17 protein-coding genes and 1 pseudogene are annotated in these 17,479 nt (G+C 62.0%); 12 read left to right on the forward strand and 6 right to left on the reverse strand.

The features are described from left to right. Positions 1 to 8 precede the first annotated feature (8 nt). Complete coding sequence (locus tag B0G80_RS29955; RefSeq protein WP_116121573.1) at positions 9 to 251, forward strand: hypothetical protein; 243 nt, start codon at positions 9 to 11, stop codon at positions 249 to 251. Positions 252 to 525: 274 nt separating this feature from the next. On the opposite strand, the pseudogene B0G80_RS48295 reads toward B0G80_RS29955, so the two are convergent. Continuing rightward, positions 526 to 842 (reverse strand): annotated as a pseudogene (locus B0G80_RS48295) (transposase); the annotation flags it as partial. Between the two features lie 619 nt (positions 843 to 1,461). Next, positions 1,462 to 2,112, reverse strand: a complete 651-nt coding sequence (ribA, locus tag B0G80_RS29965) for a GTP cyclohydrolase II (protein ID WP_116121574.1) — start codon at positions 2,110 to 2,112, stop codon at positions 1,462 to 1,464. Positions 2,113 to 2,382: 270 nt separating this feature from the next. Here ribA and B0G80_RS29970 point away from each other — a divergent pair, with 270 nt between their 5' ends. Continuing rightward, positions 2,383 to 2,826, forward strand: coding sequence for a CBS domain-containing protein (locus tag B0G80_RS29970; RefSeq protein ID WP_012426849.1), 444 nt, complete (start codon positions 2,383 to 2,385; stop codon positions 2,824 to 2,826). A 389-nt stretch (positions 2,827 to 3,215) separates the two neighbouring features. Here the strand turns inward: B0G80_RS29970 and B0G80_RS29980 are convergent, their stop codons facing one another. Both B0G80_RS29980 and B0G80_RS29985 read right to left on the reverse strand, forming a co-directional pair. Then, a complete protein-coding gene (locus tag B0G80_RS29980; protein ID WP_116121576.1) occupies positions 3,216 to 3,560 on the reverse strand; it encodes a DUF4148 domain-containing protein in 345 nt (114 codons plus the stop codon). A 281-nt stretch (positions 3,561 to 3,841) separates the two neighbouring features. After that, positions 3,842 to 4,480, reverse strand: coding sequence for a DNA-3-methyladenine glycosylase (locus B0G80_RS29985; protein WP_116121577.1), 639 nt, complete (start codon positions 4,478 to 4,480; stop codon positions 3,842 to 3,844). Between the two features lie 411 nt (positions 4,481 to 4,891). Between B0G80_RS29985 and B0G80_RS29990 the strand changes: the two genes are divergently transcribed. Both B0G80_RS29990 and B0G80_RS29995 read left to right on the forward strand, forming a co-directional pair. Beyond that, positions 4,892 to 5,242, forward strand: coding sequence for a BON domain-containing protein (locus B0G80_RS29990; protein ID WP_106277811.1), 351 nt, complete (start codon positions 4,892 to 4,894; stop codon positions 5,240 to 5,242). Between the two features lie 484 nt (positions 5,243 to 5,726). Further along, complete coding sequence (locus B0G80_RS29995; RefSeq protein ID WP_116121578.1) at positions 5,727 to 6,809, forward strand: calcium:proton antiporter; 1,083 nt, start codon at positions 5,727 to 5,729, stop codon at positions 6,807 to 6,809. A gap of 56 nt (positions 6,810 to 6,865) precedes the next feature. Here B0G80_RS29995 and B0G80_RS30000 read toward each other — a convergent pair whose 3' ends face one another. Further along, positions 6,866 to 7,759: a LysR substrate-binding domain-containing protein gene (locus B0G80_RS30000; RefSeq protein WP_106277814.1), complete on the reverse strand. Its 894-nt coding sequence runs from the start codon at positions 7,757 to 7,759 to the stop codon at positions 6,866 to 6,868. Between the two features lie 530 nt (positions 7,760 to 8,289). Here B0G80_RS30000 and B0G80_RS30005 point away from each other — a divergent pair. The 7 genes from B0G80_RS30005 to B0G80_RS30035 all read left to right on the forward strand — a co-directional run bounded on the left by B0G80_RS30005 (position 8,290) and on the right by B0G80_RS30035 (position 14,709). Next, entirely contained in the window at positions 8,290 to 9,384 is a 1,095-nt protein-coding gene (locus B0G80_RS30005; protein WP_116121579.1) for a PotD/PotF family extracellular solute-binding protein, read from the forward strand. Beyond that, a complete protein-coding gene (locus tag B0G80_RS30010) occupies positions 9,381 to 10,340 on the forward strand; it encodes an ABC transporter permease (protein WP_116121580.1) in 960 nt (319 codons plus the stop codon). The genes B0G80_RS30005 and B0G80_RS30010 overlap by 4 nt, the downstream gene beginning before the upstream one ends. Continuing rightward, positions 10,337 to 11,233 (forward strand): ABC transporter permease, encoded by an 897-nt coding sequence (locus tag B0G80_RS30015; protein WP_116121581.1) that lies wholly within the window; start codon positions 10,337 to 10,339, stop codon positions 11,231 to 11,233. Before B0G80_RS30010 ends, B0G80_RS30015 begins: the two co-directional genes overlap by 4 nt. Before the next feature lie 38 nt (positions 11,234 to 11,271). Further along, the gene (locus B0G80_RS30020; protein ID WP_116121582.1) at positions 11,272 to 12,345 is read left to right on the forward strand and encodes an ABC transporter ATP-binding protein; all 1,074 of its coding nucleotides are present in this window, start codon (positions 11,272 to 11,274) and stop codon (positions 12,343 to 12,345) included. Between the two features lie 67 nt (positions 12,346 to 12,412). Beyond that, positions 12,413 to 13,237 carry a transporter substrate-binding domain-containing protein gene (locus tag B0G80_RS30025; RefSeq protein ID WP_116121583.1) on the forward strand — a complete coding sequence of 275 codons (825 nt, stop codon included), beginning with the start codon at positions 12,413 to 12,415 and terminating at the stop codon, positions 13,235 to 13,237. Between the two features lie 66 nt (positions 13,238 to 13,303). Further along, on the forward strand, positions 13,304 to 14,050 hold the full coding sequence (locus B0G80_RS30030) for an amino acid ABC transporter permease (RefSeq protein WP_116121584.1): 747 nt from the start codon (positions 13,304 to 13,306) through the stop codon (positions 14,048 to 14,050). Between the two features lie 2 nt (positions 14,051 to 14,052). After that, the gene (locus B0G80_RS30035) at positions 14,053 to 14,709 is read left to right on the forward strand and encodes an amino acid ABC transporter permease (protein ID WP_116121585.1); all 657 of its coding nucleotides are present in this window, start codon (positions 14,053 to 14,055) and stop codon (positions 14,707 to 14,709) included. A 284-nt stretch (positions 14,710 to 14,993) separates the two neighbouring features. Here B0G80_RS30035 and hpnJ read toward each other — a convergent pair whose 3' ends face one another. Next, positions 14,994 to 16,415 carry a hopanoid biosynthesis associated radical SAM protein HpnJ gene (hpnJ, locus tag B0G80_RS30040; RefSeq protein WP_116121586.1) on the reverse strand — a complete coding sequence of 474 codons (1,422 nt, stop codon included), beginning with the start codon at positions 16,413 to 16,415 and terminating at the stop codon, positions 14,994 to 14,996. Positions 16,416 to 17,013: 598 nt separating this feature from the next. Here hpnJ and B0G80_RS30045 point away from each other — a divergent pair. Continuing rightward, positions 17,014 to 17,382 (forward strand): hypothetical protein, encoded by a 369-nt coding sequence (locus tag B0G80_RS30045; RefSeq protein ID WP_258879073.1) that lies wholly within the window; start codon positions 17,014 to 17,016, stop codon positions 17,380 to 17,382. Positions 17,383 to 17,479: the final 97 nt, after the last annotated feature.

A 17,479-nucleotide genomic window follows, 5' to 3' on the forward strand; every position in this document is an offset into this window, starting at 1 on the left:
GTGAGCTGTTGTGCGCGCCAGACACGCGCGATTCCGGCGGCCGCCAAGCGCTGCTTGCGCGCAGCGAACAAAGCGGTGCCCACTTCGACGATTGCCTGATCCTGCCGACCCAAGCGGCAGCCCGCGACGGCGCGAACCGTCGCGAAACTCGCTGGGGCGGTGGGGATAGCTTCGGGATCGATACGTCCAGCCGAGGCCGCGTGATGATCTTCGCCGGCGGCATCTCTCTTTACCGGGAAGACATGGCGTGACCGATCTCGTCGGCCTTCGCTTCCGTCGCGGCAATGATTGAACGTGCGTGGTTCAGAGGGAGTATAGGAGCTTTATAGGATGTTCCTAGGTGATCTTAGGAGAGCCGAACAAATTAGCGGCAGGAAGCTATGTCCCTGAATGTTTGTAAACTTGCGTCGTCATGAATGAAAAACCGCGCGTCGCGATTTGTCGGCTCCCAGTATGGCTTCGCGAGATAAGGTCAAGTCTGGTGTACGGACAGTTGATAGCCGGCGACGTCAAGCGGCACGGTTTCTGCTGAACCGGTTGATCGCTTTGCACTGTCTCGCCGTCCTTGAAGGCGCTGCACTTCAGCAACAGCTTGATCTGTTCGGGCCCGTTGATGCGGCGCCAGGTGTTCCGGCATCCTCGATCAGCTTGAATGCGAGACTAAGGAAGGTGGTCATGACACGCAGTTGCGCATATGCGTCGTACGATGGCGCACCGTCACCAGCCTCCACTCGATCGCATCCGTCGTTCGCAAATGCTGGCAGTGGTCGGCCGGGAAGTCATAGAAGGCAAGCAGGCTTCGCGATTTTCTTTAACGTCTCGGCGACCTTCGGATACTTCGGGACGTTCACTGGAATCGGCTCGCCTGCCGTAGAAACTTCGCACTCCGGATATGTTGCGGCAATCTTTTCCGGGTGATGTGACAGTTTCGTGAACCACACGCGCCGTTCTCTGTCGTAGGCTGGTTGGTTAGAGATACCAATGATTCCAGGCTGGAAATGACCGAGGACTGCCTCGGCTATTTCGTTCGGATAACCAGGCGTTTCTAGCGGTGTGCGGGTGGCGCGTGGAAGATCGTGAGCGGATCAACGCGTTGCAGGGAAGCGCGGGCGATTAGGATCCTGTGCGATTTTCGATTTCTTCCGTAATCTCCGTGTTCTCCATAGCGAAAATTGCAGCGATACGTTCACGATTTCCGGTTCGTAGGCGCTTGCAAGCGCAGTCCGGGAAATCCATCAAAGGTCATGTGATCGCCGCTGGCAGGTTGGCTGCGGCACGCGGCGTAGTTTTCCTTGGCAACGCGGGGAAAACCTACGCCTACGTTGCAAGTTCAGACACACGGAGACGAGCGTCGATGTGCCGGCCGGAGCGGCCAGCACGGACACTTTCCGTTTCATTTTCAACCGCTTGCGGACTGTTTTGGCTCGCCTTGAGAGACCGCAGACCGATTCCGGATTCGCGCTACTCGTTTTCGTCGAAGTAGTGACCGAACTTCACCTGCTTGGTGCGGATATAGCGCTCGTTTTCCTCGCGCATCGGAATCGCCAGCGCGACCCGCTCGCACACCGGAATGCCGTGCTTGGACAGCGTGTCGAACTTCTCCGGATTGTTGCTCATCAGACGCACCGACGTGACCTTCAGCGTGCGCAGAATGCCCGCTGCCGAATCGTATTCGCGCGAGTCGTCCGGCAAGCCGAGATCGAGATTGGCTTCGACCGTGTCACGCCCTTGCTCCTGCAGCGCGTATGCGCGAATCTTGTTCGACAGGCCAATGCCGCGCCCTTCGTGGCCGCGCAGATACAGCAGCACGCCGCAGCCTTCCGCCGCGATGTAGCGCAGCGCGAGGTCGAGCTGCTCGCCGCAGTCGCAGCGGTACGAGCCGAGCACGTCGCCGGTGAGGCATTCGGAATGCAGGCGCGTCAACACGGACGACTGGTTGGCGACGTCGCCCATCACGAGCGCGAGATGTTCGGCGCCGCTTTCGCATACGCGGAACACGTAGGAAGTGAACGTGCCGTAGCGCGTGGGCAGCGTGGCGGTGGCGTCGAGAATGACGCATTCGCCGTTGGGTGCGCCGTCTACTGCGGGCGACGGATCGTGAGACGTGAGCATGGCGTTAGACAATGGTGCTGACATGAACCCGATCAAACCGGGAATAAGATACGGACTGGGAGTTTACCGCTAATCGGCGTCGGGCACCCGCATGCCCTTGCATGGAGCACGGAACCGCCGTCGCGTCGCGACGCTACTCGAGTTAAACGGCCGCCGCGCCACAGGTATTCCCGAAGTACCTCGGTGCCGCGTCACGCCTATACTGGAATGGCCTGTCCCTCACGACAGCGCGCCGCGCCGGCGTGCTGCACTGCGAAACGGAGCCGCTCCATGACAAGCGTCGCACAGCTTCTTAAAACGAAACCGAACAACACCACCGTTTTTACTGTCGGGGCCGACGATTCGGTCTATGAGGCAATCAAGCTGATGGCCGAAAAGGGCATCGGCGCGCTGGTCGTGACAGACGGCGACAGCATCGCCGGAATCGTCACGGAGCGCGATTACGCGCGCAAGGTCGTGCTGATGGACCGTTCGTCGAAGGCCACGCCGGTGCGCGACATCATGAGCAAGGCGGTGCGCTTCGTGCGTCCCGATCAGACCACCGACGACTGCATGGCCCTGATGACGGAGCGGCGCATGCGCCACTTGCCGGTGATCGAGAATGACCGGCTGGTCGGCATGGTATCGATCGGCGACCTGGTGAAGAACATCATCGCCGAACAGCAGTTCACCATTCAACAGCTCGAGTTCTATATTCACGGCGAGCGGCCCTGACGCACGGCCCACGCTGCGGAACCGGACGCGCAAAAAAGCCCAATCGGTCAACCGGTTGGGCGAAGCTACCTTGCGGCAGCGGAGGTTCCTTGATGGGTTGGCCGCGACACGCGCGACGCGCGTGGCACGGCGCTTTTGTGGCGCTCTCGGCCCCGCTGGCGCGAGGCGCGCTCAAGCAATTTAACGTTCGCGGTCGTGCCCGCCGTGACTGGGCGCGCGCGTTGTTGTTCTCAACTTCGAATTGCTTGCTGCGGTTTCAATTTCGACTTTCAGACACCGAGACGCTGGTCGGAGCCCTGCTGTATTGATCCGCAGGGCTCTGCGTCCTTCGGCGCCCGGCCGGCCAAGCCGGCCACTGAACGCCGAATCCGCTTGCCCGCCTACCTCGCTTAATTACCGAAGTACACCGACCTCGGGCCCGACGTCGGTTGAACCACGCCACCGGCTTGCGACGAACCACTCTTCGCGCCACCGTAGCCGCTGGTATCGGCGACCGGTTCTTGCGTCTGGGCAACAGCCGGGTTTTGCGCCTGGACGCGCTGTTCAGCAGCCTGAATGTCCGCCGGATAAGTCGGATCGTTCGACGCGCCCGGGTTATAACCCGCTTGTTCAACCCGGATCAGATCGGCGCGAACTTCCGCGCGGGTCACCGGTTGCTGGCTCGCTTGAGCGAACGAAGCGATCGGAGCGGCGAGAACGGCTGCAATGGCGACTGCCTTGATAAGCGATTTCATGATGATTTACCTCCAGACCTGGTTTTATTTGCGACGCTTGCCACACCATGTGAGAAGCGAGTGAATCCAGTCTAGTCATCAGATCGTCAAGGGAAAACCCTTGATTGTGAGATAGATAATTGTTCGAATCGCAAAAATGGTCCGGAAGTTACCGTCAGCTCCGATTCAAACCGCATCGTTGGCGTAATAATTGTCGGGATCGTAACCCTTTGTGTCTGAAGTTTGCAAACTACGTCTGATCGGGCGTCTTCTACCATCTCACGCGGCATTGCCGGGCAAATTTACGCCCCTTTGGGCGCAGCGGACTGGGGCAGCAGGAGCTTGCGCGGCCCGCTGACAAAGGCGCTACCGGGTTCAAAGAATCTGAGCGGCTGATGCATTTCGCGCGACAAGCCAATGCGCGTCGTCACACCGACCGGCACTTCGCCCCGCTCGATGACGCCGATCCACAAGCCCTGCCCCGAGCATAGATCCCAGCCGTCGAACGAAGGGCCGATGCCGAACGCCATCGTGAGCCGGCCGGGCCCGCGCGCGAGGTCGCGCAGCGGCACGCCGGGGCGCCGCGCTTCGATCAACGGCAGGCCTTCGAGCGGCTCGATCGCGCGCAACAGAATGCCGGCGCCGACTTCCTCTGCTTCGGCGGACATATTGAGCATGTACGACAGCCCATAGGTCAGCCGCACATACGCGTGCCCCGGCGCGAGAAACATCGAACCGTTATGCGGCCGACGGCCCATGAATGCATGACTGGTCGAATCGCCAAGCGGATACGCCTCGGTTTCGACGATTCGCCCGCTCACGCGGCCTTCGGGCAAATCATGCACGAGGTATTTGCCGATCATGAAACGCGCGAGTTCGACGGTATCCAGCGGTAAATCGTCACGAAACAATGGCACGATGGGGAGTTGATGTTTGCGCATGCGTCAGGCCTTATTTTTAAAGCGCGTGGCGTGGAGCTGAACAGAAATGCGGACGGCATGAAATGCGTGCGATCGGCCCACCGCCCGAGCCCTCAACGACGCGATGCGCGCCTCGGTTCCAGCGATTGCGCGCCATCGGCCAGTTTTCATCGGCCCATTCGTTGTACCAAAACCTCACTTCTGTGCAGCGCCGGCATCACCATGGCACTAATTGGAGTATCGTGTGTTTCCGGCCTGCAGCACAGCCTTTGCCGGCTCGCGTGTGTTTCGGCCCGCCCGAATCAGCACAGATAGAAAGCATTCGCACGTCCGCAGCACCGTTCCATTCAGTTTTGATCCCGATGTACCTGCTGGTGTAGCGCACTGCCTCATTCGGGGGCGGTTGTACCCATGACAATAGGAGAGAGTTGAATGAAAGCATTCCCGGCAATCAAGATGATCGGCGGCGCGCTGATCGTCCTCGCGTCCCTCAACGTGTATGCACAGAGCAGCGACGCCTCAGCCCCGGCAGCGGCAGCGCCGACGGCCAAGCAGACCAAAGCGGCCGACCGCGCGTTGGGACGCAAGGTCCGTTCGGCCCTGTCGAAGACGAAAGGCCTGAGCGTGGCAAACATCACCGTACGCGCACGCGGCGGCGCAGTGACGCTGGCCGGCTCCGTGCCCGAACAACCGCAGGTCGATCTGGCCACCCAGGCTGCTCAAGGCGTGGCAGGCGTGACGTCAGTCAAGAACGCGCTGACCATTCGCCCGGTCGGCCAGTAATCGAGTGAACGTGCTGTAGCAATGTAGCCGGACGCCAATGCCTTCTCGCAGGGCATTGGCGGCACCGGAGCGGTTTCGCGCAGTTTCGCCGGGCTTTGCGCACCCGTAATATGCTCGGCACGCCGAGCTTCGCCCCGCATCCCGCGTTCAGCCAGCGGAACCTCAATGCATACCGGTCGCCATCGCCGCCGCGCTAACCACGCACCAGCCAGCGCCCGCCACGCGTTATCCGCGCAATTCTGCGTGACCTACGATCCCTTTCTCCAGCAGTCGCCGTTTGCGCTAGTGCACGCCGGACGACGCCGTCGTCATGCGGCCCTGAAAATCGACAAAGCCTCTTGCATAAACAATTATCCTTTATAATTTAATACGTTAGACCGTGTTGCTTAGAAGTTCCATGAACATGCGCGCTCGCTTCAAGCCCACGGCGGAAGCCATTCGGCCCCGCCGGGCCGTTCCCGACAAGCGTTAAAAGGAAGCCCGAATGACCACGCCCGCAATCGTTCTGCCTCGCTGGACCATTGCCGCGCCATTTATCGCGTGGATCGTTCTCGGCATCTCGTATGCCATGCCGGGCAATGGACTGCTGCTCGTGCTGGTGGGCGTGGCGTTGTGCGCGGCGGTCTTCACCGCCGTGCATCACGCGGAAGTCGTCGCGCACCGCGTCGGCGAACCGTTCGGCACCCTGGTGCTGGCGGTGGCCGTCACTGTGATCGAAGTCGCACTGATCGTCTCGGTCATGCTCACATCCGGTCCGGAGAAAGCCGCCCTCGCGCGCGACACTGTTTTCGCCGCGGTCATGATCGTCTGCAATGGCATTGTCGGGATTTGCCTGCTGGTGGGCGGCATTCGCCATCGCGAGCAGGATTTTCAAAGCCGCGGCGCCGCTGCGGCACTGGCTGTGCTGGCGTCCCTGTCCGTGCTGACGCTGGTCATGCCGAACTACACGACCACCCGCGTCGGTCCGGTCCTGTCGCCTTCGCAGTTGGCGTTTGCCGGGGTGTCGTCGCTGGTGCTGTACGGCGTGTTCGTGTTCGTGCAAACCGTGCGCCATCGCGATTACTTCCTGGCTGCTACGCCGGATGAGGACGTCCACGCCGCGCCGCCGAGCGCCGGCCAGGCGCTCGCGGCCGGCGGTCTGCTGCTGGTGTGCCTCGTCGCGGTGGTGTTGCTGGCGAAGGTGCTCTCGCCGGTGGTCGAAACCGCGGTCAAGAATGCGGGCGCGCCGGCCGCCGTGGTCGGCATTGTGATCGCCGCGCTGGTGCTGCTGCCTGAAGGGCTGGCCGCCGTGCGCGCGGCGCGCGCCGACCGCCTGCAGAACAGCCTGAATCTCGCGCTCGGCTCGGCGCTGGCCAGTATCGGCCTGACCATTCCGACTGTCGCCTGCGTCTTCCTGTATACCGCGCAGCCGCTGGTGCTCGGCATCGACGGCAAGGAAACCGTGCTGCTCGTTCTCACGTTGATCGTCGGCACGCTCACGCTCAGCTCGGGCCGCACGACGATTCTTCAAGGCGCCGTGCATCTGTCGCTGTTCGCGGCGTATCTGTTCCTGTCGTTCGCGCCTTGAGCGTGAAGGCCTGATCGTTAAAGAGAGCATCACGCCGGCGGCCCCACGCCGCCCGCCTACTCTTCCCAGTGCGCGGCGATCCAGTCGCGGAACAGATTCAGCTTCTGCTGATGCGCGACCGAGTCCGGATAAACGAAGTAATAGCGCCAACCGGTCTTGAGCACCGTATCGAACGGCCGCACCAGACGCTTGGCCGCCACGTCCTCGTCGATTAGCGCGAGGTCGCTGATCGCCACGCCGAAGCCTTGCAGCGCGGCGTTGGTCGCCATATCGAGCGTATCGAAACTCGGGCCGTGCCCGGCGTCGATCGCCGCGCCGTTCGCGGCATCGATCTCGGTTACCTTGGCGAGCCACATCTTCCAGTCGCGATGATCGCGGGTGGGATGCAGCAGCGTATGGCGCGCGAGGTCGGCCACCTCGGCAAGCGGCTTGTCTTTCAGCAGATCGGGCGCGCAAACGGGCGTCAGACGTTCCTCGAACAAGGGCACCGCCTGCACGCCCGCGCCGGGCGAAGAACCGTAGATGATCGCGGCGTCGAACGGTTCGAGCTGGAAATCGACATCGTGCTGCCACGTGGTCGTGATCTGCACGTGCAGCTCGGGATACTCGGCCTGGAAGCGCATGATCTTCGGCAACATCCAGCGCATCACGCAGGTCGGCACTTTCAGCGCGAGATCGGTGCGCTGCCGTGTGAGACGCAGCGAAATCTCCTCGATGCGCGCGAAGCTTTCCTTGACGGCCGGCAGCAGCAATTCCCCTTCGGCGGTGAGCGTCAGGCCTTTCGCATGGCGCTTGAAGAGCGGAAACTTGTAGTAATCCTCGAGCGCGATGATTTGCCGGCTGACCGCGCCTTGCGTCAGGCACAGGTGATCGGCGGCGCGCGTGAAACTGCGATGCCGCGCCACGGTTTCGAAAATCTGCAGCGCGTTCAGCGGCGGTAGGCGTCGCATCGTGAGTGTCCAGTACGATCAGGAAAAGTCATTGCGTGAGCGTGGCGGCGCGACTCGTCGCATGCCGCCCGAATGCCGCGCACGGGCCTACAGGATACGCGATCACAAATCTCCGCACGAGGATCATGCCACGCGCCTCATGCATTCGGCTCATGCCGCCGCCAAACCGCGCGGCCCGGCAAGCTGCCATGCACCGGCACAGGGCAACGCGCGTCCCATGATCGCACCAGAACCGAGCTTTCCTCATACCTCCTGAAGGGCTTAAAGCGTCGAGGAAACATGGACGTTAACCCGCATGCGCTACTGCCTCGGCACTCCCGCCGCCTGACGGGTCCGCGCCATCGCAATTGCGCGACCGCCTCCGTATGAGCTTATGTCATGCCGTCCATGCGCATATTTCGTTTGTTGAGGGATTTTGACAAACCTAGAGTGCTTCAACACGCAGCGCAGGCGGACAACGCCAATCAGCGAGGCGACGGCGGTAATCACAGCATCATCGGGCAACAAGGCGTTCAACACAGGAGACCGCCATGCAAGAGATCAAACGGGGTAGAAGGCAGGCCATCAAGACGCTCGGCGCCGCACTTGCGGCATCCACCTTGCCCATGCCGTTCATCAACCTGCGCGCGCAGGAACACAACTTCAGCGGCAAAACGCTGCGCCTCTTGACCTGGTCGGACGACACGGGCGCGGCCGCGTTGCGCAATATCGCCGCCACCTTCACCGCGAAAACCGGCGCCAAAGTGATCGCCGACCGCGCCGACGGCACCTCCGGCATGGTCGCAAAGGTCAAGGCCGCGGGCGATCGCCCGACTTACGACGTCATCACCCTGGCCGGCGTCGGCGCGTCGGGTCTCGGCGACGCCGGTTTGCTGATGAAGCCCGATCTGGACAAACTGCCGAACCTGAAAGACGTCGCGCCGCAGTACCGCACGGGCGCGAACGGCTTCGGCGTCGGCTATCTGCTGTGGTCGGACGGCTTGATCTACAACACATCGACGGTGAAGACCGCGCCCGCATCGTACGAAGCATTGTGGGACCCCAAGTACGCCGGACGCCTGTTCCTGCCGCCGCCCGAGTGGGCCGAAGCGGTGGACCTCGCGATCATCGCCGCGAAGATGAACGGCGGCTCGCAGCAGAACATCGAGCCGGGCTTCAAGAAACTGATGCAGTTGAAAGATCGCGTGATGACGCTCGGCGAGAATCCGAACCAGGTGGCCGATCTGTTCCGCACCGGCTCGCTCGATATCGGCGGCATCTATTCGCCGGCGTTCTTCCCCGACCAGATCCGCAAGCCCGAGTACAAGATGGGCGTGACCTACGGCATGAAGGAAGGCTTCGCCACACAACTGATGTTCACTGTGATCCCCAAGTCGCATCCGGGTGACAGCGATCTGATCCACGCCTTCATCAACCATTCGCTCGACGCCGGCATGCAAGGCCGCATGGCCGCCGACGTGCTGAACGGCCCGGTGAATTCGAAAGCGGTGATTCCCGCCGAAAGCCGGGCGTTCGTGCCGAGCCCGCAGCAGATCGCCGAGAAAGCCGTGCTGCACGACGACAAGGCGCTCGCCGTGGTGCAGCCGGCGTGGATCAAGCGTTACACCGAAATCTTCGCGGCATGACGACGATGCTTGCACGCTTCTCGCGGCGTGTTACTTCGTCCGGTCCGGCCTCGGACCCGGCGGCGGGTGCGTCCGGTCTCGGACCGGACACGCCTGCCGCCACCGCGCTGGCAAAGGCGCGGCCGTGGCTGCTGCTCGCGCCGATCCTGCTGTTTCTCGCCATCCTCGGCGCGGCGGCACTGGTCGTGCTGCGCATGAGCTTCGGCACGCAGGGCAACGAGTGGCACGGCTTCACGCTGCAAAACTACGCGGACCTGCTCGACGGTTATTTCTTGAAGTCGTTGTGGCTCACATTGAAGCTCGCGTTCCAGAGCATGATTTGCGCGGTGCTGCTGGCGATTCCGGTCGCACTGGCGATGGCGCGCACGAAGTCGCGGCTTGCAAGGCGGCTTCTGCTTGCCGGCGTGCTGCTGCCGCTGCTGGTCAATCTGCTGCTGCAAGGCTATGGCTGGCTGATCATTCTCGGGCCGGCCGGTCTGCTCAATCACGCGCTGCTCGGCAGCGGCCTCGTGCAACGTCCGTTGATGTGGCTGTACCGCGAAAACGGCGTGCTGCTCGGACTGATCCAGACGGCGTTTCCGCTCGCCGTGCTGCCGCTCTCGAGCGCGATGCGCGCGGTCTCGAGTTCCTACGAAGAAGCTGCCGCCACGCTCGGCGCGACACGCTGGCAAACGCTGCGTCACGTGCTATTGCCTTTGGCGATGCCCGGCCTCGTATCCGGCGCGCTGCTCGTGTTCGCGTACAACGCGAGCGCGTTTGCCGTGCCGCTGCTGCTCGGCGGACGCCGCGTGCCGATGCTCGCCGTGCTGGTCCACGATCAGGTCGCGCCCTTGCTGAACTGGCCGGCGGCTTCCGCGTCGGGTGTCGTATTGATGATCGCCACGTTGACGGTGATGGCGCTGTCGCAGCGCCTCGTGCGCCGCACGCAAAAACTTGCCGAGGAGCCGCACGCATGAGCACGCCCGTTCAAACCGCTCCCTCGCGCATGCCGGGCTCGCCGCGCTCTCCACGCTCACCACGACTAACGGCCGTCATGCCCGGCCAGTTAGGCAAGGCGACCGCCCTGCTCGCGGCGATCGTGCTGTTCCTCGCTGCGCTGCCGATCCTCACGATGATCACCATGTCGTTCAGCGCCGCTGACACGCTCGAATTCCCGCCGCACGCCTACGGCCTGCACTGGTATCGCGCCGCGTGGCACAGCTTCGCGTCGCCGGACGCGAGCGACTCGCTCTCGATGGGCGCCGCCTTGAGCACGAGCCTGATCGTCGCGCTGTCTACCATGGTCATCGCCACGCTGGTCTCGGTGCCCGCCGCTTATGCGCTGAGCCGCTACCGCTTTCGCGGCAAGCCCGCGGTCGAACAACTGGTCGCGTTGCCGCTCGTCTATCCGCTCGTGATGCTCGGCCTGTCGCTGCTGCTGGTGTTCAACGTGCTGCCGGTCGAACTCGGCGTGTTTCGCCTGATCATCGCGCACGTGATTCTCGCGCTGCCGTTCACCGTGAAGAATTGCGCGGCGTCGGTTGCCTCGATCGGTCCTGAGTTCGAAGAGGCCGCCTGCGTGATGGGCGCGAGTCCCAGCCGTGCGCTTATCGACGTAATCCTGCCGCTGATGCGTCCCGGCATTCTCGCCGGTATGCTGTTCGCCTTCATCATCTCGTTCAACGAATTCACGGTCACGTTCTTTCTCTACGGCATCGATACGATGACGCTGCCGGTGTGGCTCTACAGCCGCACCGTGTCGTCGCTCGATCCGACCGTGTTCTGTTTCGCCGTGTTCATCGTCGCGATCGACTTCGCGCTGATCTGGCTGCTCGAAAAGCTGATCGGCGACGAAGGCGTTGCCTTGTGAACGGACGCGCTTGTAGCGCTTGATTGCTGGAGCATTCGATGACCCATTTAACGTTGCAGGCCGTGACCCGGCGTTTCGGCGCGGCGCATGCCGTCGACAATGTCGATCTGAGCGTGCCCGACGGCAAGCTGGTGTGCTTTCTCGGTCCGTCCGGCTGCGGCAAGACCACGCTGCTGCGCATGATCGCCGGGTTGGAAACGCCGACCTCGGGCACGATCCATTTCGCCGGACGCGACATCACGCGACTGCCCGCGAACCAGCGCGACTTCGGCATGGTGTTTCAGTCGCTCGCGCTGTTTCCGCACATGACGGTTGCGCAGAACATCGCGTATCCGCTGAAGTTGCGCAATACCGCGAAGGACCAGCAAACCCGCCGCGTGGCGGAATTGCTGGAACTGATCCAGTTGCCGCACATGGCGAACCGGCCCGTCACGCAACTCTCCGGCGGCCAGCGCCAGCGCGTGGCGATTGCGCGCGCGATCGCCTCGCAGCCGAAACTGCTGCTGCTCGACGAGCCGCTCTCCGCCCTCGACGCCAAGCTGCGTGAAGCAATGCAGGTGGAAATCCGCCTGCTGCAGCAGCGCCTCGGCATCACCACGATCATGGTCACGCACGACCAGCGCGAAGCGATGACAATGGCCGACGAAATCGTCGTGATGGAAAAAGGCCGGATTGCCCAGGTCGGCAAGCCGCTCGATATTTATCGCGATCCGGTCAGCGAGTTTGTCGCCGACTTCATCGGCCTCGGCAATATCCTGCCGGTCACCTACGACGGCGCAGGCGTCGTGAGCTTGCCGGGCGGCCGGCGCATCAGCGTCGCGCAACCGGCGCGCGTGCCGGAGTCGAGCAGCGATATCCGTCTGCTGATCCGCCCGGAAGACGTGTGCGTGAAAGCGGCCTCCGACGCGGCGGGTCCGAACCGGCTGGCAGGCACCGTAACGTTTATCCGCGACGTGGGTGCGTCGCTCGAAGCGACCATCGACTGCGCCGGCTTCACGTTGACGGCCGCCACCACGCCGCGCGAAACGCCGGGGCTCGCGCTCGGCACACCGGTGCTCGCGGAATTGCCCCCGCACGCGTGCAAACTGATCGCCGCCCGCGCGCCGCATTGAGCCGCACGCCACCGACCCACGCAAACTCGCCCATTCCAATACCGACATTTTCGACAGAGGACAGACCATGAACCACCGCCCCGCTCACCCGACCCGCACCCGCCGCGTGTTCGCCACGCTCGCCGCGACGCTGGCCTTCACCGCTCTCGGCGCGCTGTGCGCGTTGCCTTCGGCTGCGCATGCGGACGCGCTCGACAACATCGCCAAATCGGGCACGGTACGCATTGGCGTGTTCGAGGACTATCCGCCGTTCGGCTCGATCGGCCCGGACATGAAGCCGATGGGCTACGACATCGACGTCGCCAACCTGATCGGCAAGGCGCTCAACGCCAAGGTCGAACTCGTGCAGGTGACGGGCGACAACCGCATGGCCTATCTCGCCGACCACAAGGCGGACATGCTGCTGTCAGTCGGCCAGACGCCGGAACGCGAAAAAGTGATCGATTTCTCGCAACCGTACGCGCCGTACTATCTCGCCGTGTTCGGCCCGAAAGCCCTGCCGGTTAAGAACGCCGCCGACCTCGCCGGCAAATCCATTTCGGTCGCGCGCGGCACGCTGGAAGACCTGAGCGTGACCAAGATCGCGCCGCCCACGGCGAACATAAAAAGATTCGACGATCCTAACGGCGCAATTTCGGCGTTCCTTTCTGGTCAGGTACAGTTGATGGTAGTCGGCAACGACGTCGGCGCCACGATTCTCGCGCGTCATCCGGCCAACGATCCCGAGCAGAAATTCTCGCTGTTCAGCTCGCCCGATCACGTCGGTTTGAACAAGAACGAGCCGCGTCTGAAGCAGAAGGTCGACGAAACGATTGCCAAGGCCCGCAAGGACGGCACCATGAACGCGATTTCGCAGAAGTGGCTGCGTGCGCCGCTGCCGGCCGACCTCTGAACCTTTTTGCGCGGACCACGCTGCGTGGTCCGCGCCGGAGTTTGACCTCACGATGAGCGCCACGCCATGACCTATGCGTTCGATTTCAGCGGCTTCGGCCTCTATGCGGGGATGCTCGCGCGCGGCGTCGCCGTGACTTTGGGGCTGACGGCGGTCTCGACCGTGCTTGGCGGGATCGTCGGCATTGCCGGCGCGAGCGTGGCGGTGGCCGGGCCGAAATGGGCGCGCTGGGTGGTGGCGAGTTATGTGGAATTGATCCGCAACACCCCGTTCATCGTGCAGTTGTTCTTTGTGTTCTTCGGCTTGCCGAGTCTCGGCATTCATATCGATGAAGTGCAGGCCGCGATTCTGGCCATGACGGTCAATCTCGGCGCTTACGCCATCGAGATCGTTCGCGCCGGCATCGATTCGATTTCGCGCGGCCAGGTGCAGGCGGCGCAGGCGCTCGGTCTGCATGGGCGGCAAGTGTTTCGCTTCATCGTGCTGCCGCAGGCCATCGCCAATGTGTTTCCCGCGCTGCTGAGCCAGGTGCTGATCGTCATGCTCGGCTCGGCGGTGGTCTCGCAGATCTCCGTGCCCGATCTGACTTACGCGGCCAACTTCATCCAGTCGCGCAACTTCCGCTCGTTCGAGAGCTACCTGATCATCACCGCGACGTATCTGGTGCTGTCGATCGTATTGCGGCAAATCATCAACCGGCTCGGCCGCGGTCTGTTCGCGGGCCGTGCGGCGCGCGGCAACGAGAGCGCGCCGCGTAACTGGCGCAATCGCCTGATGTGGCGCGGCGCCCGCACTCTGCCCACGGAGCGCTGATCATGGTCGAATTCACGCTGTGGGACATCGCCCGCAATCTGTTGCTTGCCGCGCGCTGGACGGTATTGTTGTCGCTGATCGCGTTTGTCGGCGGCGGCGTTGTCGGACTGATTCTGCTCGCGATGCGCGTGTCGCCGATCGCCTGGCTGCGCCGGATCGTCGTGCTGTATGTGGAGGTGTTTCAGGGCACGCCGCTGCTGATGCAGCTCTTTCTGGCGTTTTTCGGCTTGCCGCTGCTCGGTGTCGATGTGTCGCCGTGGGTCGCCGCCACCGTCACCTTGACGCTCTACACGAGCGCGTATCTGGTCGATATCTGGCGCGGCTGTGTCGAAGCCGTGCCGCGCGGCCAGTGGGCCGCGGGCGCGAGTCTCGGCATGACGTTCGGCCAGCAGTTACGCTATATCGTTTGGCCGCAGGCGCGCAAAATCGCGGTGGCGCCGACGGTCGGTTTTCTCGTGCAGGTGGTGAAAAGCACCGCGCTCGCGTCGATCATCGGCTTCACCGAATTGACCAAGACCGGCACCATGATCACCAACGCCGCATTCCGCCCGTTCCCGATTTACGGCATGGTCGCGATGATCTACTTCGCGATGTGCTTCCCGCTGACGTGGTACGCGCGGGTGTTGGAAAAACGGCAGAAGGTGGGGCAACATCGCTGATGCCTCGCTCCCGCGCAGGAACAAAAAACGGCAACCGAATGAAGCGGCGCCCTCTTTTCAACCGACTTGCTGAGTCATTTGGTTACGACCACCCGCGTCCGCATCAGTTTTTCCATCACCCGTGATGCCGGCTGCCGCTTTGACAAACACGCGCTTTACGCTGACCCGCTCTGGAATGTCGGCTTAGGCGGCAAGATAGCTGCGTAGCTGATCGGGTGATGCTTGCGCGACGATAGTACGTTGGTCCAATGTCGAGGCGTCGCTTGTCGCCGCGCGCCAGCGCTTCATGCCCTGCGCGAGTGAAGATATCTGAAAAACTCTACGCCTTCCTGCAGGCGCCGTTTCATCATCTCCCAACTTATCAGCATCTCGCGGACGATTTCCCAGATCTTTGTCGGTCTGAAATAAAAGCGTTTGTAGAATTCCTCAACGCCAAGGTAGATCTCTTCGCGCGACAGATGCGGATAGCCGATAGTGGAAGCTTGGGTGCCAGTCGAATTGATGAGGGCGATGACCTTCCCTTCATTCAACCATCCATTCTCAACCGCCTGCTTATGAAGGACGGTTCCCGGATAGGGCGCAGCGAGTGAAACCTGAATCGTGTGGGGGTTGATCTCTTTCGCGTATTCGATCGTCTTCTGGATCGTTTCGCGCGTCTCGCCGGGAAGCCCGAGAATGAACGTGCCGTGGATCTTGATGCCGAGCTTGCGGCAATCGTCACTGAACTGGCGAGCCATATCGGTCCGCAGGCCCTTTTTGACATTCACGAGAATCTGGTCGTCGCCGGATTCGTATCCGACGAGCAGGAGCCGCAGCCCGTTTTCTTTCATGACCTTGAGGGTTGAATACGGCACGTTCGCCTTTGCGTTGCACGACCACGTCACCCCTAACTTGCCAAGACCACGAGCGATCTCTTCGGCTCTCGGTCTGAGATCCGTAAAGGTATCGTCGTCGAACATGATCTCCCTGATTTCGGGCATGTTGTCCCTGATCCATTTCACTTCTGCGAGGACGTTCTCGACCGAACGCGTGCGGTAGCGATGCCCCCCGACCGTATGCGGCCAGAGGCAAAAGGTGCACCTGGATTTGCAGCCTCGCCCAGTGTAGAGCGACAGATACGGATGCTTGAGATAGCCGCTGAAGTAGTTCTCAGGCGTCAGGTCGCGCTTATAGATCGGCGAGACGAACGGTAACTGGTCCATGTCTTCGAGAATCGGCCGGGCCTCGTTGTGCATGATCCTGCCGTCGGTCAGGCGATAGCTGAGACCGAGAATCGATGCGAACGGGAGGCCCTGTGCGATCTCGCGGCAAGTGAAGTCGAATTCTTCACGGCACACGAAGTCGAGTGCGCCGCTCGCGGCTAACGAGCCCTGAGGATCCACGGCGACTTTTGCCCCGATCATCCCGATGAGGATTGAGGGCTTGCGCTGCTTTAAGTGCTCTGCGAATTGAACATCAGTCTGGAACGATGGGGAGCTTGTGTGAATGATGACCAGTTCGTATTGCTGAGCAATATCGAGTGTCGTTTCCAGCGACAGGCCGTCCGCGGGAGCATCCACGACGCGGCTATCCTCAATCAGCGCAGCGGGCTGGACTAGCCACGTTGGGTACCAGAATGATCGAATCTCGCGCTTCGTCTGGAAGCGTGAGCCCGCTCCGCCGTCGAAGCCTTCATATGAAGGTGCCTGCAGAAACAGCGTTTTCATGAATGCCCTCGAAGAGAATAGTCTGCGTGGCCGGGATCGGTCACCCGTACGAACTCGCCAGGCCTCAGCGATGTTCGCCAAGTGTTTCGAAGCCTTCAAAAAGATGACAATGACTGCACGGTTGCTTTGGACGTTCTCGTCTCCTGTAAGCCTTGGGGGAACTGGCGTGCAGCGATTCGCCGCACCATCATATTCTCAGAGCCGCACGACAGTCGACGCGAAGTAGTGAGGCAGCGGCTAAAGCTGGGGAGCAGGAGGCGGATCAAGAATACTACGACTTGGGATGTCGGCATGGCAAAAAATTTACCTGTTAACCTGCCGGCCGTCGCAGCGTGATTACGTTGGAATTGGAAAGGTCGTATCAACCCGGTGTCGATGCCCAGCTTAGCGAAACACACACTTAAAAGACAACGCTGTGGCAATCCTAGCCGCTTTTGACGGCATTGGCGATTCATCCTGTACTAGACTATCTCTGCGCCGCCCGAGACTCACCCCAGACATCAGAGGGTGTCCGGCGCCGCGCAGCACCGGGCCGTCGTCGAATCCCCTACGGAACGGCCAGCGGCAATAGCGACACGGATTCGCGCAATCACAGCGCTTGCTGCTGCAAAGCGGGAGACGAACCATGATGCAAGATCGAGTCGATACAGACGGTGTTCCTCTTGGTAATGGCAAGCACATCAGCCCGACCGAATTTTTGCTGATGGCAGGCTTTCTTACCTATCGCGCTCCGCTGGCGCCGATTGCGGCCCGAGTTGCGGCCCGTCGCGTTCTCGATGCCGTACTCGAGGCAGCGGCAGCTCACGGGTTCGCAGATTCGGACGCGCTCGAGACGATGATGGCGCGCGCCGAAAAGTCAGCGTACATGCGGATGCTTGCGGAGCAGGCCGCCGCTGCCGTCGGGGATACGGTCGCTTACCTGCACGTGCTTCGATGCGCCGGCGTAACGCTGGAGGTGGACCCGTAGACGCGCTCTTCGACGAACGTCCGCGCGTCGGCTCGATAAGACATCCCGCCTATAGCAAACAGTTGGTCAGTAAAGGCTATTTGCACATCAGAACCCG

It is taken from the genome of Paraburkholderia sp. BL6669N2 (assembly GCF_003387275.1).
Taxonomy (GTDB): Bacteria; Pseudomonadota; Gammaproteobacteria; order Burkholderiales; family Burkholderiaceae; genus Paraburkholderia.

Coding starts and splice junctions, on each gene's coding strand:
- B0G80_RS30025 (WP_116121583.1), top strand. CDS start 12,413: ATGAACCACCGCCCCGCTCACCCGACCCGCACCCGCCGCGTGTTCGCC.
- B0G80_RS30000 (WP_106277814.1), bottom strand. CDS start 7,759: ATGCGACGCCTACCGCCGCTGAACGCGCTGCAGATTTTCGAAACCGTG.
- B0G80_RS29985 (WP_116121577.1), bottom strand. CDS start 4,480: ATGCGCAAACATCAACTCCCCATCGTGCCATTGTTTCGTGACGATTTA.
- ribA (WP_116121574.1), bottom strand. CDS start 2,112: ATGCTCACGTCTCACGATCCGTCGCCCGCAGTAGACGGCGCACCCAAC.
- B0G80_RS29995 (WP_116121578.1), top strand. CDS start 5,727: ATGACCACGCCCGCAATCGTTCTGCCTCGCTGGACCATTGCCGCGCCA.
- B0G80_RS29990 (WP_106277811.1), top strand. CDS start 4,892: ATGAAAGCATTCCCGGCAATCAAGATGATCGGCGGCGCGCTGATCGTC.
- hpnJ (WP_116121586.1), bottom strand. CDS start 16,415: ATGAAAACGCTGTTTCTGCAGGCACCTTCATATGAAGGCTTCGACGGC.
- B0G80_RS30020 (WP_116121582.1), top strand. CDS start 11,272: ATGACCCATTTAACGTTGCAGGCCGTGACCCGGCGTTTCGGCGCGGCG.
- B0G80_RS30010 (WP_116121580.1), top strand. CDS start 9,381: ATGACGACGATGCTTGCACGCTTCTCGCGGCGTGTTACTTCGTCCGGT.
- B0G80_RS30005 (WP_116121579.1), top strand. CDS start 8,290: ATGCAAGAGATCAAACGGGGTAGAAGGCAGGCCATCAAGACGCTCGGC.
- B0G80_RS30030 (WP_116121584.1), top strand. CDS start 13,304: ATGACCTATGCGTTCGATTTCAGCGGCTTCGGCCTCTATGCGGGGATG.
- B0G80_RS30015 (WP_116121581.1), top strand. CDS start 10,337: ATGAGCACGCCCGTTCAAACCGCTCCCTCGCGCATGCCGGGCTCGCCG.
- B0G80_RS30035 (WP_116121585.1), top strand. CDS start 14,053: ATGGTCGAATTCACGCTGTGGGACATCGCCCGCAATCTGTTGCTTGCC.
- B0G80_RS29980 (WP_116121576.1), bottom strand. CDS start 3,560: ATGAAATCGCTTATCAAGGCAGTCGCCATTGCAGCCGTTCTCGCCGCT.
- B0G80_RS29970 (WP_012426849.1), top strand. CDS start 2,383: ATGACAAGCGTCGCACAGCTTCTTAAAACGAAACCGAACAACACCACC.